Source organism: Amycolatopsis keratiniphila subsp. keratiniphila (genome assembly GCF_001620365.2).
GTDB lineage: Bacteria > Actinomycetota > Actinomycetes > Mycobacteriales > Pseudonocardiaceae > Amycolatopsis > Amycolatopsis keratiniphila.
On sequence record NZ_LQMT02000012.1, the window covers coordinates 21,810 to 40,275 of the forward strand.

Annotated in this window: 16 protein-coding genes; 2 read left to right on the plus strand and 14 right to left on the minus strand. The window is 70.2% G+C overall.

The window, feature by feature from the left end; translation table 11 throughout:
- Nucleotides 1-87: 87 nt before the first annotated feature.
- Nucleotides 88-1,677 (plus strand): PucR family transcriptional regulator, encoded by a 1,590-nt coding sequence (locus AVR91_RS11770; protein WP_083737534.1) that lies wholly within the window; start codon nt 88-90, stop codon nt 1,675-1,677.
- Here the strand turns inward: AVR91_RS11770 and AVR91_RS11775 are convergent.
- The 12 genes from AVR91_RS11775 to AVR91_RS43150 all read right to left on the minus strand — a co-directional run bounded on the left by AVR91_RS11775 (nt 1,674) and on the right by AVR91_RS43150 (nt 14,735).
- Nucleotides 1,674-3,524, minus strand: coding sequence for an AfsR/SARP family transcriptional regulator (locus AVR91_RS11775; protein WP_063276103.1), 1,851 nt, complete (start codon nt 3,522-3,524; stop codon nt 1,674-1,676). The genes AVR91_RS11770 and AVR91_RS11775 overlap by 4 nt on opposite strands.
- A 250-nt stretch (nt 3,525-3,774) precedes the next feature.
- Nucleotides 3,775-5,157, minus strand: coding sequence for an amino acid permease (locus AVR91_RS11780; protein ID WP_063276102.1), 1,383 nt, complete (start codon nt 5,155-5,157; stop codon nt 3,775-3,777).
- 117 nt (nt 5,158-5,274) lie between these two features.
- Nucleotides 5,275-7,698, minus strand: a complete 2,424-nt coding sequence (locus tag AVR91_RS11785; protein WP_063276101.1) for a hypothetical protein — start codon at nt 7,696-7,698, stop codon at nt 5,275-5,277.
- Nucleotides 7,695-8,285, minus strand: coding sequence for a TOMM precursor leader peptide-binding protein (locus tag AVR91_RS11790; protein ID WP_063276100.1), 591 nt, complete (start codon nt 8,283-8,285; stop codon nt 7,695-7,697). The genes AVR91_RS11785 and AVR91_RS11790 overlap by 4 nt, the downstream gene beginning before the upstream one ends.
- Nucleotides 8,282-8,821 carry a hypothetical protein gene (locus AVR91_RS11795; RefSeq protein WP_063276099.1) on the minus strand — a complete coding sequence of 180 codons (540 nt, stop codon included), beginning with the start codon at nt 8,819-8,821 and terminating at the stop codon, nt 8,282-8,284. Before AVR91_RS11795 ends, AVR91_RS11790 begins: the two co-directional genes overlap by 4 nt.
- Nucleotides 8,818-10,248 (minus strand): hypothetical protein, encoded by a 1,431-nt coding sequence (locus tag AVR91_RS11800; RefSeq protein ID WP_063276098.1) that lies wholly within the window; start codon nt 10,246-10,248, stop codon nt 8,818-8,820. The genes AVR91_RS11795 and AVR91_RS11800 overlap by 4 nt, the downstream gene beginning before the upstream one ends.
- On the minus strand, nt 10,245-10,877 hold the full coding sequence (locus AVR91_RS11805; protein WP_063276097.1) for a hypothetical protein: 633 nt from the start codon (nt 10,875-10,877) through the stop codon (nt 10,245-10,247). The genes AVR91_RS11800 and AVR91_RS11805 overlap by 4 nt, the downstream gene beginning before the upstream one ends.
- Before the next feature lie 25 nt (nt 10,878-10,902).
- A complete protein-coding gene (locus tag AVR91_RS11810; RefSeq protein WP_063276096.1) occupies nt 10,903-12,234 on the minus strand; it encodes a YcaO-like family protein in 1,332 nt (443 codons plus the stop codon).
- On the minus strand, nt 12,231-12,938 hold the full coding sequence (locus AVR91_RS11815; RefSeq protein WP_063276095.1) for a DsbA family protein: 708 nt from the start codon (nt 12,936-12,938) through the stop codon (nt 12,231-12,233). Before AVR91_RS11815 ends, AVR91_RS11810 begins: the two co-directional genes overlap by 4 nt.
- Nucleotides 12,939-13,009: 71 nt before the next feature.
- A complete protein-coding gene (locus AVR91_RS11820; RefSeq protein ID WP_063276094.1) occupies nt 13,010-14,173 on the minus strand; it encodes a zinc metalloprotease in 1,164 nt (387 codons plus the stop codon).
- Nucleotides 14,174-14,287: 114 nt separating this feature from the next.
- Entirely contained in the window at nt 14,288-14,479 is a 192-nt protein-coding gene (locus AVR91_RS11825; RefSeq protein WP_063276093.1) for a hypothetical protein, read from the minus strand.
- Between the two features lie 67 nt (nt 14,480-14,546).
- Nucleotides 14,547-14,735, minus strand: coding sequence for a thiocillin family RiPP (locus AVR91_RS43150; RefSeq protein WP_063276092.1), 189 nt, complete (start codon nt 14,733-14,735; stop codon nt 14,547-14,549).
- 77 nt (nt 14,736-14,812) lie between these two features.
- Between AVR91_RS43150 and AVR91_RS43155 the strand changes: the two genes are divergently transcribed.
- Nucleotides 14,813-15,340 carry a hypothetical protein gene (locus tag AVR91_RS43155; protein ID WP_158077399.1) on the plus strand — a complete coding sequence of 176 codons (528 nt, stop codon included), beginning with the start codon at nt 14,813-14,815 and terminating at the stop codon, nt 15,338-15,340.
- A 26-nt stretch (nt 15,341-15,366) separates the two neighbouring features.
- On the opposite strand, the gene AVR91_RS11835 is transcribed toward AVR91_RS43155, so the two are convergent.
- Entirely contained in the window at nt 15,367-17,793 is a 2,427-nt protein-coding gene (locus tag AVR91_RS11835) for a nitroreductase family protein (RefSeq protein ID WP_063276091.1), read from the minus strand.
- On the minus strand, nt 17,790-18,464 hold the full coding sequence (locus AVR91_RS11840; RefSeq protein WP_143253978.1) for a hypothetical protein: 675 nt from the start codon (nt 18,462-18,464) through the stop codon (nt 17,790-17,792). The genes AVR91_RS11835 and AVR91_RS11840 overlap by 4 nt, the downstream gene beginning before the upstream one ends.
- Between the last annotated feature and the right edge of the window lie 2 nt (nt 18,465-18,466).

Consider the following 18,466-nt stretch of genomic DNA (forward strand, 5'->3'; position numbering starts at 1 on the left):
TCGTCGTCAGGGAGAACCGGATTCCGGTCGCACAGCAGGGAGACGAGTTTGGCGCCCACTCGGCCACGGGCCGGTCTCGGTCGCATACTGGAGGATTTGGGCAGCACGCTGGTGGAACTCGTTTGCGGCGACCCGGCGGGTTCCCCCGGGATCGGCGGCGTCGTCATCTACGACCCGCGTGACGAGCTAGCGCTTCCGGACAGCGCCCTGGTGCTGGGCGTCGGCGTGCACGATCGCGCCCAGATCGCCGGTCTGCTCGCCCAGCTGGGTGAACACGGCGCGTCGGCGCTTCTGGTGCGGTCCCCGGTACGGGCCGACTCGGTGATCAAGGAAGCGTCACGACGGTCCGGTGTCGCGCTGCTCGGACTGGCACCGGGAGCGTCCTGGGACCAGCTGGCCGCGATGATCCGGTCGCTGGTCGACGACGGTGATCGAGGGGAGATCGAGCGGGAAACCCTCGGCGGGCTGCCTTCGGGTGATTTGTTCGCCCTCGCCAACGCGGTTTCCGCGCTGGTCGGCGCCCCGGTCACCATCGAGGACCGGGGTTGCCGCGTCCTGGCCTTCTCCTGCGGGCAGGAGGAGACCGACACCTCGCGTATCGCGACCATCCTCGGCAGGAAGGTGCCGGCACGGCTCGCGAGAAGCCTCGAGGAGGGCGGCATTCTCCAAGAGGTCTATCGCAGCAGCCGGCCGGTGTACATCCAGGCCCTGCCGGTCGACGAGTCGGTGCTCTCCTCGCCGCGGGTCGCGATGGTGGTCCGGGCGGGGGACGAGGTGCTCGGGTCGATCTGGGCGGCCGTGCGCGCACCACTGTCGGAGGAGCAGGGCGCCGCGCTCCGTGACGCGGCGAAACTCGTGGCACTGCACATGATGTGGCTGCGGACCGGAAGTGACGTCGAACGCCGCTTGCGGACCGGACTCGTCGGCACCGCGCTGGAAGGCGGTTCCGGGGCGGCCGAGGCGGCGCGCAGGCTGGGGCTGGCGGCGCACCCGTGCGTGGTGCTCGCCTTCGCGCTCGCCGCCGTCCCCGGCGACGAGGCGCAGTACATCGCGGAAAGGCAGCAGGTCGTCGACGCGCTCGCGCTGCATCTGGGGGCGGTGCATCCCCGGGCGGCCACGGCTTTGGTCGGCGATGTCATCTACGCCGTCCTGCCCGTTCCCGGCGATGACGAGGCGGCGGAGGACCGCGCGGTGCGGATCGCGGCGGATTTCCGCAACCGGCTCGGTGAGCGGTTGAGCGTGCTCGTCGGCGTCGGGCCCAGCACGCTCGGCGGCATCTCACTGGCCAGGTCACGCACGGGGGCCGATCGCGCGCTGCGTGCGCTCCGTGAAGGGGGCGGCGGCCGGACGGTCGCGCGTACCTGCGACGTGCTCGCCGAGATTCTGCTGCTGGAGATGGCCGATCTGATCGAGGAGCATGACGACGCTCCCGCGGGGCCGGTCGCGCGGCTGCGTGCCTACGACGGTGCGCACAACACGCATCTCGTGGAGACGCTCGACGCCTGGCTCGACGCGTTCGGCGACATCCCGGCGGCGGCCAACGAGATCTTCGTGCATCCCAATACTTTCCGATACCGGCTGCGCAGGCTGGCGGAGATCAGCGGGCTCGACATCGCCGATCCGGAGGCGCGGTTCGCCGCGATGCTCCAGCTGCGCTTGTGGCGGCACACGCGCTAGCGGAGCGAAGGGGTCGCCACCGGCATCGAGTCTCGTTCGAAGGTGCTACGCCGGCATCCGCCGTCGCCCGGCCGGAGGCGGAGACCGAGGCGCATCGCCGCTCGGGTCCTGGACAGGTCGTCGGAGCAGGCTTCCGCCGCGACCGCCAGCCGGACCAGGCCCGCCATCCGGTACGCGTCGCCGTCACGCTCGAGCAGATGGGCGTCCGCCAGGCGATCGAGCACGTCTTCCGCTTCGTCGTCGGAGAGTCCGCCCAGCGCCGCCACCATCCAGGGCACATAGGACGGCGCGTCCGCGATCGCGAGCGCGGCGAGGAGCCGTCCGTCCCGTTCGCCGAGTGCCCGGTACGCGGACACCGGTCCGTTCCGCACCTGCGGGTCGCCTGCCGACAGTTCCGCGAGGCGGCAGCGAGGGTCGCGCAGGCGGGCGACCAGCCGGTCGACCGTCCATTGTGGCCTGCTCGACAAGCGGGCGGCCGCCGCCTGCAGGGCGAGGGGGTGGTGATCGCACAACGCCGCCAGCTCGTCGAGTGCCTCGTCCCGCGTGCCGATCAGCTTGTGCAACAACTCGGCGGAATCTTCAGGGCGCAATGGTCCGATGTGGACCATTGCATCCGGCATGCCGTGCAGGCGTTCGCCGGTGGTGACGACCATGGCGCAACCCGGCGCCGCCGGCAGCAACGCCCTCAGCTGTTCTTTGTCGGAGGCGTTGTCCACGAGCAGCAGCACCCGGCGGTCGCGCAGCGACGACCGGTAGTGCGCGGCGGCCTCGTCGGCCGAGTGTGGTGCCACGGAGGTGCCGACGTCGAGCGCGCGCAGCACGCGCATGATCGCTTCCTTCGCCGACAGCCCGGCGAGATCGAGGTAGACCTGGCCGTCAGGGAACGCTTCGGCGACCCGGTGGCACGCGTGCACGGCCAAGGCGGTCTTGCCGATCCCGCGCTGCCCCGTCAGCACCACGAGCGAAGGCCTCGCGAGTCCGGGGCGTGCCACCGCGTCGATGACCCGTGCCAGTTCGGAGGAGCGGCCGGTGAAATGCGGGACGTCCGGGGGAAGCTGGGCGGGCGACGGCCGTGACCCGGCCTTGGCGTGTTTCGGGGTGAGCAGTTCCTCGCTGGAGCGCAGAATCGCCCCGTGCAGGTCTCGCAACCGGGCGGCGGGTTCCAGACCGTGGAGGGCGAGAAGGTGACGGCGATAGCCCTGATAGACCTCCAGTGCCTCGACCTGGCGTCCGAGCCGGTAGTGCGCGGTCATCAGCAGAGCGATGAAGCGATCCTGCAGCGGATGCTCCGCCACCAGCTTCGCGAGCTCGCCGACCACCGACGCTTCGGCGCCGATCGCCAGCTCCGCTTCGAACCGTTCGGCCAGGACGGCCAGCCGCAACTCATCGAGCCGCACCCGTTCCGGCTCGGCGAAGCCCGCGCAGGTGTTGTCGAGCGGGGTGCCGCGCCAAAGCCCGAGCGATTCACGCAGCAGCCGTGCTCCTTGCTCGTATCGTTCCCCGGCGTTGGCCGCCCGCCCCAGCGCGACGAGCCGCTCGAACTCGGTCAGATCGAGCCAGATCGTCTTCGGTTCGATGACATAGCCCCGGGCTCTCGTCTGCAGGACTTCCTGGTGCCCGTCGCATCTGAGCACCTTCCGCAGCGTCGCGACATAGGAATGCACCAGTGCCTGTGCCGTTTTCGGGGGTTCTTCCGGCCACAGCGCGTCGATGATCCGGGAAACCGACAGCGGTTGCCCGCCGGAGAGGAGCAACGCGGCCAGCACGGTCCTCGGCTTCGCGCCGCCCAGTGGCAGCGCCGTGTCTTCCTTCCAGGCCTCGATCGCTCCCAGCAGACGGAATTTCATCGGTGCTCATCCCTGTCGTCACACGCTTGTCGCTTCGTCTTCGTATTCTTCAGTGCCGACCTGAGCGAAGGCGTTGTGGCGGGAGCCGAATCGGGCAAGTGCGTTTGGTGCCCGGAAACGAAGACACGCGAGACATCCGCGGCGGCGGCACCTGGGTGCCCGGAATGTCTCGCGTGCCGTTTCGCCCTGCGGCGGGGGTGGCCGCAGGTGAACCTAGTGTGCCCGAGAGGTCTGGAAGAAACCTGGGAGGTCAGCCGGGAACGGAGAGCCGATCGCGACGACGGCCGACCACGCGCCAGCCGGCCACCAGCACGATGACGATGGCGGGCATCGAGTAGAAGGCGATCTTCTCCGCACCGTCGGAGAAACCCATCAGCACGATCACCAGTGCCAGGAAACCCAAGGTCGCCCAGCCGGTGTAGGGCGCTCCCGGCATCCTGAACCGCGGGCGTTCCAGTTCTCCGCGAAGTGAGGCTTGCCGTAGCCGCATCTGGCAGACGATGAGGGTGGCCCAAGTGGACACCACGCCGAACGAGGCGATCGCGGTGGTGATGTCGAACGCCTGTTTCGGCACCAGATAGTTGAGAACGACACCGAGGACGTAGGCGGAGCAGGTGAAGAGGATCCCGCCGTAGGGGACGTGGTGTTTGTTCATCCGTCCGGCGAATTCGGGTGCTTCGCCCTTTTCGGAGAGCGCCCGCAGGATCCGGCCGGTGGAGTAGAGACCGGAGTTGCAGGAGGACAGCGCGGCGGTCAGCACGATCGCGTTCATGACGTCACCGACGGCCGGGATGCCGAGCCTGGTGAAGACCGTGACGAACGGGCTCTCGCCCGAACTGTAGAACGGCCACGGCACGAGCATCGCCAGCAGCAGGACCGAACCGACGTAGAACACGCCGATCCGCCAGACGACACTGTTGACCGCCTTGGGAACGACCTTCCCGGGGTCCTGGGTCTCCCCGGCGGTGATGCCCACGAGTTCGATGCCGGCGTAGGCGAAGATGACCGCCTGCAAGGTCATCAAGGTGATCCCGAAGCCCGAGGGGAAGAACCCGTCATGGGCGATCAGATTGTGCGCTCCTGCCGTCGTTTCCCCGATCTGCGCGCTCGTGAGCACGAGGCCGAGACCCACGACGAGGAACACGACGATCGCCAGGACCTTCACCAGCGAAAACCAGAACTCCAGTTCGCCGAACAGCTTGACACTCAACAGGTTCACCAGCAGCAGCACACCGAGTGCGGCCAGCGCGGTGACCCATTGCGGGATGTCGGGCAGCCACTTGTGCACGTAGATGGCCACCGCCGTGATCTCCGCGATCCCGGTCGTCGCCCAGTAGAGCCAGTACATCCAGCCGGAGGCGAAACCGGCCCACGGGCCGATGAACTTGCGCGCGTAGGTGACGAAACTGCCTGAACTCGGTTGGTACAGCACGAGTTCGCCGAGCGCGCGCATGACGAAGTAGCCCGCGACCCCGCACAGCGCGTACGAAAGGAGCAGTGATGGGCCGGCCTGCTGGAGTTTTCCGCCGGCGCCGAGGAAAAGCCCGACGCCGATCGCGCCGCCGATGGCGATCATCTGTACCTGGCGGCCGCTCAATGCCTTGGTGTAGTCGCGGTCCGAGGAAGAACTCATATGTCAGTCCTGTGGGTTCGATGGCTCGGGAAGCGCGGATGGCGGCTTCCGCTGCGACGGATGTCACATCGCGAGAAGTCATTTTGCTCACGGAGCCTGCAAAGAACCTGCAGCCGATCAGCCCGCTCGGCGGGCCTCCGGCCGCGGCCAACGCAGGCCTACGACGTATTCGCACGCAAGGCTTTCGCCGGACGGCCCGCACAGCCGGTGCTGTCCGAGTCCCGGTAGTGCCTCGGTGATCCTGACCGGTACGGAACCGGTCAGTTCCTGCCGCAGGACCGCGAGCGAGACCGCGCTGCGGAGATCGGCCCACAGCGGTTTCGCGGTGAAGTCGTCGATCCGGCGGCAGAACACTTCCGCCGGGATACCGTGTTCGCGCCGCCAGCGATGGGCTCGCAGCACCGTCTCGCTCTCGGGTTCTCCCTTGACCGGCAACGGAAGCCGGTCCGCGTGGCATAGCCAGTTCGCTCGTTCGACGACCGTGCGGCCCACGGTTTTCCGCGGCCGCGCGACGAGCTCCGGCTCTCCGGGCCGCAGACCGGCCTGCTGCCGGTCCCCGAACTCGTGCGGTGCCACCCAGGGGTTGGCGAGGACGGTCAGCAGCCGGGGGAGCCCACTGCTCAGATGCGGCGGGATCAGGCCGAGGTAGGCGAGGCCGAACGGTCCGCCGTCGGGGCCGAGCAGTTCCAGCACGCCGCGGTCCGCGTCGTGGATCAGCGTGGTGCGTTCCAGCGGGAGATCCCCGGGCCTGGCGGGCATCCCTTCGCCGGGGACGATCAACGCGGGCAGACGGCCCGCGGCGGTGTACTGGGCCGTCGTGCACGCGCGGCTGTTGACCAGTTCGTAGCGGGCGATTCCCGGCCACAGAGCGGAAAACCACTCAACCAGGGCATCGGAAAGCGGGTCGCCGAGTACGCCGGTGAACCTGCTGACCATCCCGCCGACGCCGTCGCAGAGCTGGTTCACCACCGGCACCCGGCCCGCTTCGGTGTCCGCCTCCTGGAAGAGCACGGCGACCGACGGCGGAGCACTGGTCCGGCCGACCGGGAGGTCTGCCCGGCGGGTGGCGTCCGCCCGGCTCCTGTCGCGTGAAAAGGCTTGGGACAGCGGCAGGGAAGCGCGGTCTTCGACGGTGAGCGCGGCGAGGAAGCCGAACACGTCGGTGCAACGGCCACCGCGGCCGAACCGGGAGACGAACGCTTCGAGCAGGAAGTCGTAGAGGTGGCTGCGGAACAGGTGCGGCCGCAGTTCCGAGGCGTAAGCGCTCAATTCCCCGCCCGGTTCGGCGTCGACCGGCTCCGGCACGCCGAATCCGGTCGCGGCGTCTTCGTAGACGAGGTCGGGTGTCCACATCCGGATGCCGCTCGCCGCCCGCCATTCCGCCTGCGCCTCCTTCGCGGCGGTGATCGTCGCCGTTCGCTCGGGCAGCGCGGCATCGGCCAGCCTGGTGATGGACCGGTGCAGGCGGTGCAGGCGGACGGGCATCGGGTGGCCTTCGGCGGCCGACAGCGTTTCGGTCAGCCCTTGGAGCGGATCACCGGTGCCCGGCGGGCAGACGACCGGGTGGACCCAGCCGCTGTCGAGCATGCGCAGGTACCTCGCCCAGGAGTCACGTCCGCCCATCAGCTCGCGGAGTTCGGCGAAGGTGTGGTCCCGCTCGTTGTCCGCCTGGAACAGCCAGGCGGGCGCGGCGGCGTCGTGGCCGGTGGACGGCGACGACCATGACATCGGTCCTTGGCCTTCGGCCTCGGTGAGCAGGACGAAGCCACCGGGACGGGTGCTCGTGTGCGCGGCCACGCGGTACCGCAGCAGTGGCGCGAGCTCCCGGTCCCGGGCGGCGGCCCGCAAGGCCAGCTGGGCCAGCGCCGCCCCGGAGTAGCTGCGGGATCCCGTGCCGGCGACGCCTGGCATCGACACGGTCGTCAGCCGGGAGTAGGGGCTGGTCTTGACGGCGGTCCGGGTGACGTAGGAGTACAGCGTGCGAAGGTTGCGGTTGTCCAGTTCGCCTTCCCACGCCTTGCTCAGGCCGTGTCGCGTCCATTCCGGCGCGGCCAGGGCGAGCGAGCGGACGAACGGCTCGTGGTCCAGTTGCGCGACCAGCGTCGCGCGCGCCCGTGCACTGTCGAGGGCGACGGATGAAGCCAGCTCCCGCAGCGACTCCGCGGTTTCCTCGGTCGTCCGGTGGTAGGCCGCGAGCAGCTTGCGGGCGTCCGGTGGCAGGTGGTCGGAGAGGTCGTCGGCGTCCGCGGGCAGCGTGGCGCTCCGGAACGCGGCCCGTTTCACGGCCAGCGCCACCCGGCGCAACGCCGGAGTGTCGTCGAGCGCCGGCACCAGCGTGTAACAGACCTCCGCCAGCGACGCGCCGATCGATGCCTGCTCCTCGGCCAGCTTTTCCGCACGCCGCAACAGTTTCTCGGTCCGGGCGCCGACCAGCGCGCACGTCCGCGTCGGCAGGCCGCCGACCCGGGCGAGCGTCCACGGGGAGAAGGCGGCGGAAGTGTCCGGTGCCATCGTGACGGCGGAGTGCTGGTGCGTGGTCATCCGGCTACCTCCGTACGTATGCCAAGGCCCGCGGCCAGCCGCTCCCATGACCGGTCCGCCGGCCCCGGCGGGTCGCAGCCGGGACAGCCGTGGACGGGAATCACCCGGTGCTTGCCGTAGGTGCCGTGCACCAGGTCGATCTCGTGGATGTCGGTCGTCTCGCCGTCGTCGGTGAAGGCCCGCGTGACAGCGTGGAGCAAGGCGATCGCGAGCTTGCCGTGTTCGGGCAGGAACGCGTGTTCTTCGGCCGGGGCGGGCAAAGCGGAAAGCCGGGCACGCCGGGAATGCTGACGGCGCCGTTTGCCGGTGCAGTCCGGGCAGGGGCCGGTGCCCGCTCCCGTCACCGGCCCGCAGTACAACGTCGTTCCGTCCAGCACGAGAGGCAGCCACGGCAGGCGGAGGGCTCCGGCTCGTGCCGCGACCGTCTCGAAAAGGCCGAGGCGCGCGGTCTGGGTCACGCCTGCCAGCAACCGCAACCTCCCGGTGCGGCGATCGTCGAGCCCGCCGAGCACCCGCTCGCCGAACGCGCCCGCGCCGTACAGCCACAGGCCGGCACCGTGGGGGGTGGTGTGGAGGACGGGGTTCACGATGTTCCGTCCGCCGGGGCGAAAGCCCAGGCCTGGATACGGAAATCCGCGTCGCTCACGATCCGGTCGGCGGCGATCGTCCGGAAGGCGTAGCCGACGGTGCCGGCGTGGATTCCGGCCACCTCACCGGCCGCCCCGGTCGCGAGCAGCGCGCGACGCCACAGATGGACGCCGCCCTCACGGATCGCTTCCAGGCCACCGGAGACCAACACCGTCGCGGGTGGGGCCGGCAACTCGTCGGCGATCTTCACAGGGTGGAAGGCGCCTTCGCGGAATTCGTACCAACCGGTGTCGAGCCCGTCGACGTCGCGGGCGGCGACGGTGAACCGGAGCACGTCCGAGTCCGGCGTGGCGGCGCCGAGGATCCACCCCATCGCGTCCGCGGTCAGCCCGCCGTCGGCAGGCCGGACTTCCCGCATACCGCGGCCGCGCGGCCGCGGGCCGGTAGCGCGCGGCAGCGGGGCGGCGGCGAGTTCGGCGCGCAGCAGATCCGAGAGCGCGGCCTGGCTTTCCGGTGCGTACGGGTGCGTGCTCATCGTTCGTCTCCCGGTTCCCGGTCCAGTACCACGATTTCGAGCAGGGTCTCGGCGTGCGGGAGCAGGCCGAGCGCGTCACCGAGGTCACCGAGGGATCCGCTGAGCCCGTCCCGCGTGCGCAGGCCCAGGCCGGCGGCGGCCGCGAGCAGCCGCTGTACGGCGGCGCCGGTGTGCAGGAGGCCATCGCGGACCGTCGTCCCGTTCGAATGGGCGGGCACCGTCACCGATACCGCGATCACGGCGAATGCGTCGTCGGCGTGCTCCCGGCGCCACCGGGTCACGTCCGCGACCCCGGCGAGGTCGATGAGCCCCGCCTTCTCCGGGAGGTAAAGGTGCGCCCGGTCCTTCTCACCCAGCACATAGGCGTTGAGCGATCGGTCGGTGCCACCGGGGAAGGCCGCGCCCAGCAGCCGCGTCAGCTCCTGGCCGTCCACCGGTTCGATCGCCGCCGGATCGGGTTCGGGGGCGAGAAGGAACCGCGGCAGCCGACCGTCCGGAATGGACTGACGGGCGACGTGATCCAGCGCGAGGCAGAGGGATTCGCCGTCGCCCGGCCGGGGCGCGCGTGGGCGACGGCGGCAGGAGCCGTCGGCCACGTCGAATTCGGCGACCGCCGACATGGAGACCGGACGTCCGGCGCCGCTCAGCAGATTGACGATCTCGAGCGCGGCGAAACCGAGGGCGGCGTCCCGTCCCGGCGAGGCGGGGGCAGCGGCGGCCGGGGGCGGGTTGACCGGCCACCAGCCGGCGTAGCGCAGTTCGTCGCGCGGGGCGAACCGCGGACCGACCTCCGCGCCGCCCTCGTGGACGAGCACCCGGAGCCACGGGACGCCCGCGGCGGTGAGCTCACGATCGAGCGCGGCGAGTTCGGCCGTGGGCTCCTCGCCGTTCAGCACGACGAGGACGAGATCGGAATCCGTGCATCCGGCCCGGTCCACGACTTCGGCCCGCACCCCGTCGAGGGCGAGCAGTTCGCCGAGCTCGGCGGTGAGGACTGGATCGCCGGTGAGTTTCACCCGGGCTCCCCGGCGGTCACCGGAATCCGCGTCTCGGACCTTCGCGGTCGCCGTGCCGGACCGGGCCAGCCAGCGTCCGGAGTGGTCGCCGGGGACCGGCCCGGAACAGAGAAGGTCGCGAGAGCGAGCGAGCGCGTGCACCGCGTCCACGGTCTTCACCGGCAGGCCGAGCAGTTCGGCTATCGCGGACGTGCCGCGCGTCCCGTCCATCGCCCGTAACACGGTGGGCAGGACGGTGTGCGCCGCCTTGCCGCCGAACACCTGCGGCTGGGCGGCGCCGAAGGCCACCATGCCGGTGCGTGTCGGGATGAGGGAGATACCGGGCAGCAAGCAGGGAAACCCGGTGCCCGGCGCGGCTTCCGCATCGCGCAGCGCTTCGGCGGCGGTGGTCCGCTGGACGGTGGTGGTCATGCCGTCGCCTCCATCGCGTCCAGGATGATCCCGCGCAGGCGCGCGAAAGTCCGCTGCTCGGAAGGAACGGGGAACCGTGCCCGCGCGTTGCCGTGCACCCCGAGCAGGACCGAGCTCGTCGCTTCGCCGAGATGCGGCTGGACCAGCACCACTCTGGGCTCGGCCGGGTCCCCGTCGAGCAACCGTCCGGCCAGCCCGCACACCACGGCGACCGTCGCGCCGAGATAGCCGGCCGGTTCGCCCGCGGGATGGTCGTCGAAATGGTCGTGCACCAGGCCGAGGTCGGTATGCGCACCCATCCGCTGGGCACGCCTGCGGTAGTAGCAGTCGACGGTCGCCCCGGCACGCGGGCCGAGCAGTGGACCGACCCGCGCCGTCAAGCCCTCGGCGACGACGGGCAGCAGCGTCTTGCCGTGCCGGAGTACCGCACTGTCCACAGCGGACTCGAGCCGCCGGACCGGACGGCTCCAGGCGAAGAGAATCTGTTCGTACCCGGTGATCAGCTCGTCCAGCGACTCGAGGTCGGGCCATCCGCCGAGCCGGTGCGCGACCGTGCCCGGCCGCACCGAACGCAGCCTGGCGGCCACCGCCGCGCCGAAATCGTCGTCATGCAGCACGAGGACGCTCACGGTGTTTCCTCTCTTCGAGCCCGTCTCAAGCGACGGGTTGCGGCCAGGGGTTCAGGTCGGCTTCGTCGCGGACCGGGTAACCCATCGCCGCCGGGGCGGTGTAGAGCCGGGGATGCGCGAGGAACTGGGCCTTGCGGACGAACGACATCGGCTGCAGCCCCGGCACGATCGCCTTGACCGCCGTCATCCCGACCGCGGCCGCCTCGTCGGTGGTCAGGTCCACCACGTACGCGTCCGTGCCCACCGCCGTCAGCCGGCCCGACAGCCAGCGCAACGACTCCGCCGAGGTCCCGGCGGGCGGGGCAGGCAGCGCCGACAGCGGCCGCTTGCGCGTACCGGAGAGCAGGAACTCGAAGGCTTCCGAACGGTCGGCGTGCGCGGTGAACAGCGCGCCGTCCATCGTGCGATAGCAGTCTTCGGCGCGTTCGGGGGTGCTGCCGATCCGGGGCAGGAAGGCGATGTGACAGGAGAGGACCTCCCGGAACGCGTTCACGGCCGCCTGCACCGGGTCCAGGTTGGAGGCGCAGATCGCCACGTGCCGCACGGCCGTGCTGCGCCGGTCGATCCGGACCGCGAAGATCGACGGCACGCCCACGTCCGTGGTCGCGTCGAACAGCCGGACGTCGACGTACGGATGCCGCTCGTAGGCCGCGACGAGCTCGTGCAGCTCCGGGTCGCCGATGTCGACGTCGATCTCCGGCAGCGGCAGGCGCTGGTGCCAGGTGAGCGCGGTGGCGTCCCGCTCGATCACCTCGACGATCCCTTTGACGATCGACAGTGCCGGGTCGGAGTGCACGGCGCAGCCGGTGGAGATCGGGTTGGCGATGTTCTCCTCGGTGTCCGCGACGTAGAACAGGTAGATCAGCTGAGCCGGTATCCACGAGGGTTTCCCGTCACGCAGCCGGACACCGCGTACCCAGTTACGGGGAACGTCCTTCGCGGCGAGCCGGGTGTGCTGTCCGGGGAGCGCCAGTTCGGTCTCCGACAGCCGGGGCAGGGTGTCCAGGTCCAGTGCTTCGTCACCGAGTTCGAGCGCGGTCGCCCAGCGCATGTCCGCCGGGTCCTGGACGGTCGAGCAGTAGCGTTCCAGCGTCTCGGCCACCGCGACCGCCTTGGCGAGCTCGACGTCGAAACCGCCGCCGCTGCCGTCCATCGCGTCGGGCGCCGAGCGGGACCACTGGGCATAGCGGCGGATCGCGGGCACGGCGGCCTTTCCGTCACCCAGGTGGGCGGACGCGATCGGCATCACTCCCGAGCCGGGCGGAAAGGGCAGCAACACGGGCTCGGCGACGAGGCCGAGCGAGTCGTCCACGAGCGGCGCGAGCCGGTCGGGCAGAGGGATGTTCCCGGCTGTCATCGCAACGGCTCCGCCCAGTCGCCGTCGTTGAGGTCGCCCGGCGCGATGAGCGTGCCGTTGATCCGCACCGAGGGTGTGCCCGCGAGGGTGGGGCGGACGGCGGCCGTGGTCTCCCGCAACGGGGCCGCGAACACGCCTCCGCGCAGGCACTCCGCGACGCCGTTCGTGGCGCCCGCCTCCGCCGCGAACCTGATCAGCTCGTCGTCGGTGTGGTCGCCGTCGCCGTGTTCCTTGGGCTGATTGTCCGGCGACATCAGGTGTCCGTGCAGCCGCCCGAAGGAGGCGCCGTCGGCTTGGGTGGCGCACAGCATGGCCGAGGCGGCCCGGGTGGAGTAGTCACCGGATTTCGACTTGTCGTCGAGGAAGGTCAGCACGTGGTAGTCGACCTTCGCCTTGCCTTCGTCGATCGCCTTGGCGAGCAGCTGACCGAAGCGGTGCTCGAAACCGGCGCAGTACGGGCACAGTGGGTCTTCGTAAACGTCCACTTTGTTCGGTGCGCCGGCCGCGCCCAGCGAGATGACACCGGGGGAGCTGATCCGGGCCGCTGTCCGCGGCGGGCCGTAGCCGTCGGCTTCGGGGCTGGTGTTCCGCAGCTGGAGGTACAGACCTCCGCCGAGGAGGACCGCGATGACCACGATGATGATCGCCTTGACCGTGGGTGTGGTCTTCCGCGTTCGCGGCGGCGATGGTTTGGTCTGGGGCATGTCGTCTCCGGTATGGGCTCGCGGGCCCGCGTCGGAGGGGCGACTCGACGCGGGCCCGCGAAGTGAGGGGGTCAGAAGAGTGCGACGGCGAGGTTGTAGAGGGTCGTGCCGACGAGACCGAAGATCAGCACCAGGTAGACGAGGCAGGCGATGCCGTATCCCCAGAACAACGTCCGTTCGCCACGAGTGACCCGGCGCAGGGCGCTGGGCAGCGGCCTGCGCAACACCCGGTGCAGCACGTAGGTCATCGCGCGGCTGCGCAGGTTCAGCTTGCCGACCGCGTTCTCCAGTACCTGTTGCCCGTCCGTCGGCAGCATGGGGTTGAAGTTCATCACCATCATCACGGTCTGGAACGCCAGCAGGGTGCCCAGCGACCCGGGGTCGCCGGTTCCGGTGAGCAGCAGGGTGGCGGTCGTGCCGAGCACGATTCCGTCGAAGACCGGGCCGGCGAGCAGGATCGCGATCCGCGGCCAGCGCCGTTGCAGGCGTACGGCGTCGGACCGGTCGACGTAACCGATCGGCATGACGTAAAGCCACAGTGCGACACCGACTTCGCGGGCGGGCACGCCGTAGTAGCGGCACAGCACGCCGTGGCTCGTCTCGTGCAGCAGGGTCTGCGGGATCATGACCAGGTACACCAGCCAGAGCGCCGAAAGGTCGGGGACGACCGGGTGGAAGATCAGCGTCAGCACCGCGGTCAGCAGGCCGGCCGCCCCGAGCAACCCGATCGCGCCGAGCGCCATCCCGCCCGCACGGCCGCGGAAGGGCCGGGCGATGGCGGCGAACACGCGATCGGCGCGTTCGGTGGAGACAGGCAGCCGCGCGTGCGGCATCTTGATCTGCGAACGGGCCACCCGGTTGGTGATCCCGTCGGTGGCCGCCACCACTCCGTCGAGCAGTTCGAGCCTGGCGAGGTCGTGGACCAGAGGACGTAGCGCCTTGTCGACCTTGTCGAGCGGGGCGCCGCTGCGGCGGGCCAGCCCGTCCAGCAGTTTGCCGTAGCGGACGCCCGCGGTGAGCTGGGGGACCAGCCGGCAGGTGCCGTCGCTGACGAAGGTGTACTTGCCGCTCGTTTCGTCGAACAGCATCGAGCGGCCGTCCGCGCCGGTGAGCAGTTCGACTCCGGGGTTGAGCCGGAGGACGTCGTCTTCGGCGGGCCACCGCGCGCCGGCGACCACGGACGCCGTGTCGGCGGTCCGCGCGCCGGAGCCGGGCGGTTCGACGGTGGTGGACATGGTGGACCCTCCGAGGTTCGGGATGGACGGGAACGGGAAAGGGTGGGTGGCCGGTGGGGATGTGGGCCGCGCGGGCCACCCACCCGTTTCACCGAGGTCGGCGGCTGAGCCCGGTCAGCAGCGGCTCGAAGCCGATCCGGCGGAGGCCATGGACCCGCCGGTCGAAACCGTGCTGCCGACCGTGCCCGCGGAGCCGAAGGACCCGCCCGTGCTGGCGGAGCCGGCGCAGCAATCCGCGGCCACCGTGGCCACGTTCTCCTCGACCCAGAGGTCCAGGGTGGCGTCGAGGTTCAGATTCGTTTCCATGATTCTTTCCTTTGCGTGACGAAGCCCGGGGACGGCTTCGGGTTCGGGATGGGATTCGGGGTTTTGTTCAGCAACCGGTGCCGGCGGTGCTGCTGCTGCCGCCGCTGCTGAAGGTGCCCACGGGGCAGCCGAACGTGCCCGCGCTGCCGGCGGAACCCGCGCACCCGATGGTGCAACCCTCCGCGGCGATGTTCGCTCCGCTTTCTTCTGCCCACAAATCGAGTGGCAGATCGTGCTCGGTCGTGGTGATCTCCATTTTTCCTCCATGGGTTGACCGAAAGCCGGAGGCTTTCAGTGGTCGTGGTGAAATCGAGGCGGCGGAATTCTCAGCAAGTGCTGCCGGCGCTGCCGGCCGTGCCGCTGGTGCTTGCCGGTGTGCTGACGGTGCTGATGCTGCTACCGGAGCTGGCGCAACAAGCCGACGCGGCCATGCCGACGGCGGGCTCGTCGGCCCACAGATCCAGCTGTGCTTCTTGGTCGTCAGGGTCGAGATGCATTGTTCTCTCCTGGGAAATGAACGGTTTCGGCGAGAATCGCTACGGGCACTCGCTGCTGGCGGTTCCCGCGCAGAGGACAGGTGAGCTGAGGCTGGAAGCGGTTCCCTTGCAGCAGTCGGCCGCGACGTTGTCCGCGCTTTCCTCGGCCCACAGGTCGAGGGCGCTGCCAGTGGTTTCTTCCACGATGGCACTCCTTGTCTGTTCTTGGATTTCAGTGAAGGCTGCGCCATCGGGCCGGAAGTCCGGTGATTCCCGCCACGAAGAGTGGAAATTCCGCTCGGGCGCTGAAATTATTGTAAGTGTGGCCTCGGTCGCAATCAACGATTGTTCGCCGGTAAACCATGCAGCTTCCTGCGTCGGCTGATGGGGAAAATGCATTTAAATGCCGATTCAGTGGAATGCGGAATTCGGTGCGGTGCCGATGGCGAACGTGAACAAAGGCACCTCCTCGCGAAGATCGAGGCGGCCGTGCTCGGTGAGTGCGTGCGGGATCAGCCCGGCGAACCCGCAGGCTTCCCGGCCGGCGGCGAGTGCGCCGAGCCAGACCTCGTTGACCGCGGCGGATCCCCTCGCCAGCAGGATCCGGTAGCCGTGTGCACCGAGTTCGTGCACGGCGTGCGGAGTGCGCCCGACGACGACCCCGATCGCCGCCGCGCCCGCGAATTCCGCCTGCAGCACCATCTTCTCGACCGGATGATCCACGGGCAGCGCGGCGACCTCGCTGAAGCCGCTCACCGGATCGAAGCGGTGGAAACCCGGTGCCAGCCCGGTCACCCGCTGCGCGAGGACGAGGTAGCCGAGCCTTCCGGTACCGGGTTCGCTCCAGCCGAGGCTGCCCGCCCGGTCCGCCCGGCGCAGCAGCTCCGCGAGTTCCTCGCCGTCGATCTCGCCGGGCCCGTAGACGCGGCCGCCATGCCGGTTGGCCAAGGCCATGGCATAGGCCGCCGGCGACCAGGACGCGCCGCCCAGCCTGCCGAGCGCGGTCGGGGTCTGCTGCTCCTGCAGCTCCCGGACGAACTCCGTCATCACGTCGTTTCGCGACCCGATGGGCCTGGAGACCAGGAATTCGGGTCCACTGTCCACAGTGGCGTCCGTCGTGAACGCGGATCCCGGGCCCGCCGGTGCGGCAGGGGCGTCGTTCGCCGGGTCGATCCGGACGATCTCGGTCACCGGGTCGTTCGCCGGGTCGAGCCCGAGCAGCCGGGCCGCGTCCTCGAAACGGACCTTGCCGACCCGCCGGGCGGACAGGCCTACGATGCGGCAGGTTTCCCCGAGCTGGTGCAGGGAGACCCCGGCGTCCATGTGGATGACGCGGGCGGCGAACGGACCGTACTTCGAGGCGACCCGGCTCAACGCGCCCGCGCTGACGACGACGGCGGGCGCCCCGGGGGCGGTGCTGTCGAGCCAGTTCGTGCTTTCCTCGTCGAACGGTGCCACCGCGACGAGTTCGTGCGTGAACGGGTCGTAGTGCCACCAGCCGGGCGGCAGTCCGCCGACGTCGCGGATGGCCAGGTACGCCTGAGGCGAGCCCAGGTTGCCGCCGGTCGCGTGGTAGCGGTGCACATGCCGGTCACCACGGTCGGCGCCACCGGGCTGCAGGCCGAAGGCCGTGCGGACGGCCAGTGCGATCCGGTCGACCTCCACCGGTGCCGCCGCCGTGGCCAAGGCGGCGAAATCGATGACGTTGACCTTGGGCAGCGGGAGCCGGGCCGCCGGCGGGTAGACCTTGTGGTCGTACTGTTTGGCGGTGTTCGCGGGTACGTAGTGCATGAGGTGGCCCTTGGGCGAGGCCTGGTCCTTCGGCGGGAAGCGGACCATCTCGTCGAAGGTGACGGCGAGCGAATGGGTCCGGCCGCCGGGCTGGGGCAGCGTCGCGATCGGCCCCGGCGCGGCCGCCAGTTCGGTCGTTTCACCGGTGGTCAGGTCGATGCGCAGCACCGTGTTGAGGGTCCCGCCGTCGCCCAGCCTCGAGACCACGTTGGTGATCTCCGTGGCGAGCACCCCCAGTGCGGCCGAGCGGACGGCGTCGGAGGTATCGGCGGACCCAGGCGCGGAACGCGCGCCGAGTTCCCACCGGGCGAGGGTGAGCCCGATCCTGGCGTCGAACCGCGGGCCCAGCTCCAGCACACCGCCGGTCAGGGCGGCCCGGAGCCACGTTCCGCCGCGTCTGTCGACCAGCCGGTCGAGGTCGCTCAGCCAGGTGGGGGTCTGCACGTCGCCGGTCAGGCCGATGACGAGCGTGAGGTCGTCGGGGATGGAACCGGAGACGAGGCGGTCGTCCGGCCGTACGTGAACGGCCACGGTCGTGACCGAGTTCGCGATGAGCAGTTCGGTGAGTTCCGTGGCGAGGTCCGGGGGTGCCACCACCGCGACCCGTGCCGATCGCAGCTCCTGCCAGGCCTGGTGGCCGCTCCGGTGCACCCGGGACGAGTCGATGTGGCGGGCCAGCCACAGTGGCACGGGTTCGTCGGGAACGGCCGGGTCGAGGCCCTCCTCGACGAGTCCGCGGGTGTAGAGCAGGGAAACGATGGTCACCACGTCGGCTTTCTTGATGCCCAGGGTGGCGGCGATCTCGGCGTAGGTCCGGTTCCCGTCCAGCAGCCCGAGAACCCGGGGCAGGAGGGTGACACTGGCCTTGCCGGAGAAGACCTGCCGGGCGGCGGCGCCTTCGACGAGGTATCCCGACGGCAGCGGGACCTCGACCAGGCCGGGGAGTTTCCGTGCCTTCGTGGGAAGAGTGAACTGGGGGTCGTTCGCGACCGCCAGTCCCATGCGCGTGGCGGCGATCCGGTCCGCGGTGGTCGTGGCTGGGCTCACCTGGCTGCTCCTTCGGCGACGGCGTCCGGTGCGGGGATGTCCTGTGCGAGTTCGCGGGCCAGTGGGAGCAAGGCCTGCCACGACCGGTCTTCGACGGGGACCGTGGCCTCGGATCGGGCGTTGCCGTGCACGCCGGTGAGCCGGTGACGGCCGATCCGGGCCGAGGTGCCGCTGAAGTAGGTCACCTGTTGCAGGTCGCTCGGATCCCCTTCGGCGAGCCGATGGATCACGGCGGCGGTCCACGACGCCGCCGAAGCGGCGAGCGACGGCAGGAACCCGGCCGAGGGGCGATGCTCGACCTCGTCGTAGGCCGCGTGCAGCTCGGGCGAACCGGTGGAGGTGTGGTGCTGCAGGGTGCGGCGGTAGTGGCAGTCCATGGTCGCGTGCGCGCCGGGGCCGAGTACCGGCCCGAGCCGGATCGCCTGGTGGCTCGCGATCACCGGGATCAGGAACGCGTCGCGGGCCAAGGCGAGCCGGTCCGCTTCCCGTTCGAACCGGGGTGCGGGCTGATTGAGCGCGAGCACCAGGACGCCTCGGGCGGGAACTTCGCCGGGAGAAGGAAGGCCGGGGGTGGCCCGGGTCGTCACCGACGGCAGGGCGCCGAGTCGTTCGGCCACCGCGGTACCGAAGCCGTCGTCGTGCAGAACGAGCACTTCACGTGAGCCTGGCATAG

Excerpts from the sequence above, each read along its gene's own strand:
- AVR91_RS11825 (WP_063276093.1), bottom strand. The coding sequence starts at position 14,479 with ATGGAAACGAATCTGAACCTCGACGCCACCCTGGACCTCTGGGTCGAG.
- AVR91_RS11780 (WP_063276102.1), bottom strand. The coding sequence starts at position 5,157 with ATGAGTTCTTCCTCGGACCGCGACTACACCAAGGCATTGAGCGGCCGC.
- AVR91_RS11795 (WP_063276099.1), bottom strand. The coding sequence starts at position 8,821 with ATGAGCACGCACCCGTACGCACCGGAAAGCCAGGCCGCGCTCTCGGAT.
- AVR91_RS11815 (WP_063276095.1), bottom strand. The coding sequence starts at position 12,938 with ATGCCCCAGACCAAACCATCGCCGCCGCGAACGCGGAAGACCACACCC.
- AVR91_RS11800 (WP_063276098.1), bottom strand. The coding sequence starts at position 10,248 with ATGACCACCACCGTCCAGCGGACCACCGCCGCCGAAGCGCTGCGCGAT.
- AVR91_RS11820 (WP_063276094.1), bottom strand. The coding sequence starts at position 14,173 with ATGTCCACCACCGTCGAACCGCCCGGCTCCGGCGCGCGGACCGCCGAC.
- AVR91_RS11775 (WP_063276103.1), bottom strand. The coding sequence starts at position 3,524 with ATGAAATTCCGTCTGCTGGGAGCGATCGAGGCCTGGAAGGAAGACACG.
- AVR91_RS11810 (WP_063276096.1), bottom strand. The coding sequence starts at position 12,234 with ATGACAGCCGGGAACATCCCTCTGCCCGACCGGCTCGCGCCGCTCGTG.
- AVR91_RS11840 (WP_143253978.1), bottom strand. The coding sequence starts at position 18,464 with ATGCCAGGCTCACGTGAAGTGCTCGTTCTGCACGACGACGGCTTCGGT.
- AVR91_RS43150 (WP_063276092.1), bottom strand. The coding sequence starts at position 14,735 with ATGGAGATCACCACGACCGAGCACGATCTGCCACTCGATTTGTGGGCA.
- AVR91_RS11785 (WP_063276101.1), bottom strand. The coding sequence starts at position 7,698 with ATGACCACGCACCAGCACTCCGCCGTCACGATGGCACCGGACACTTCC.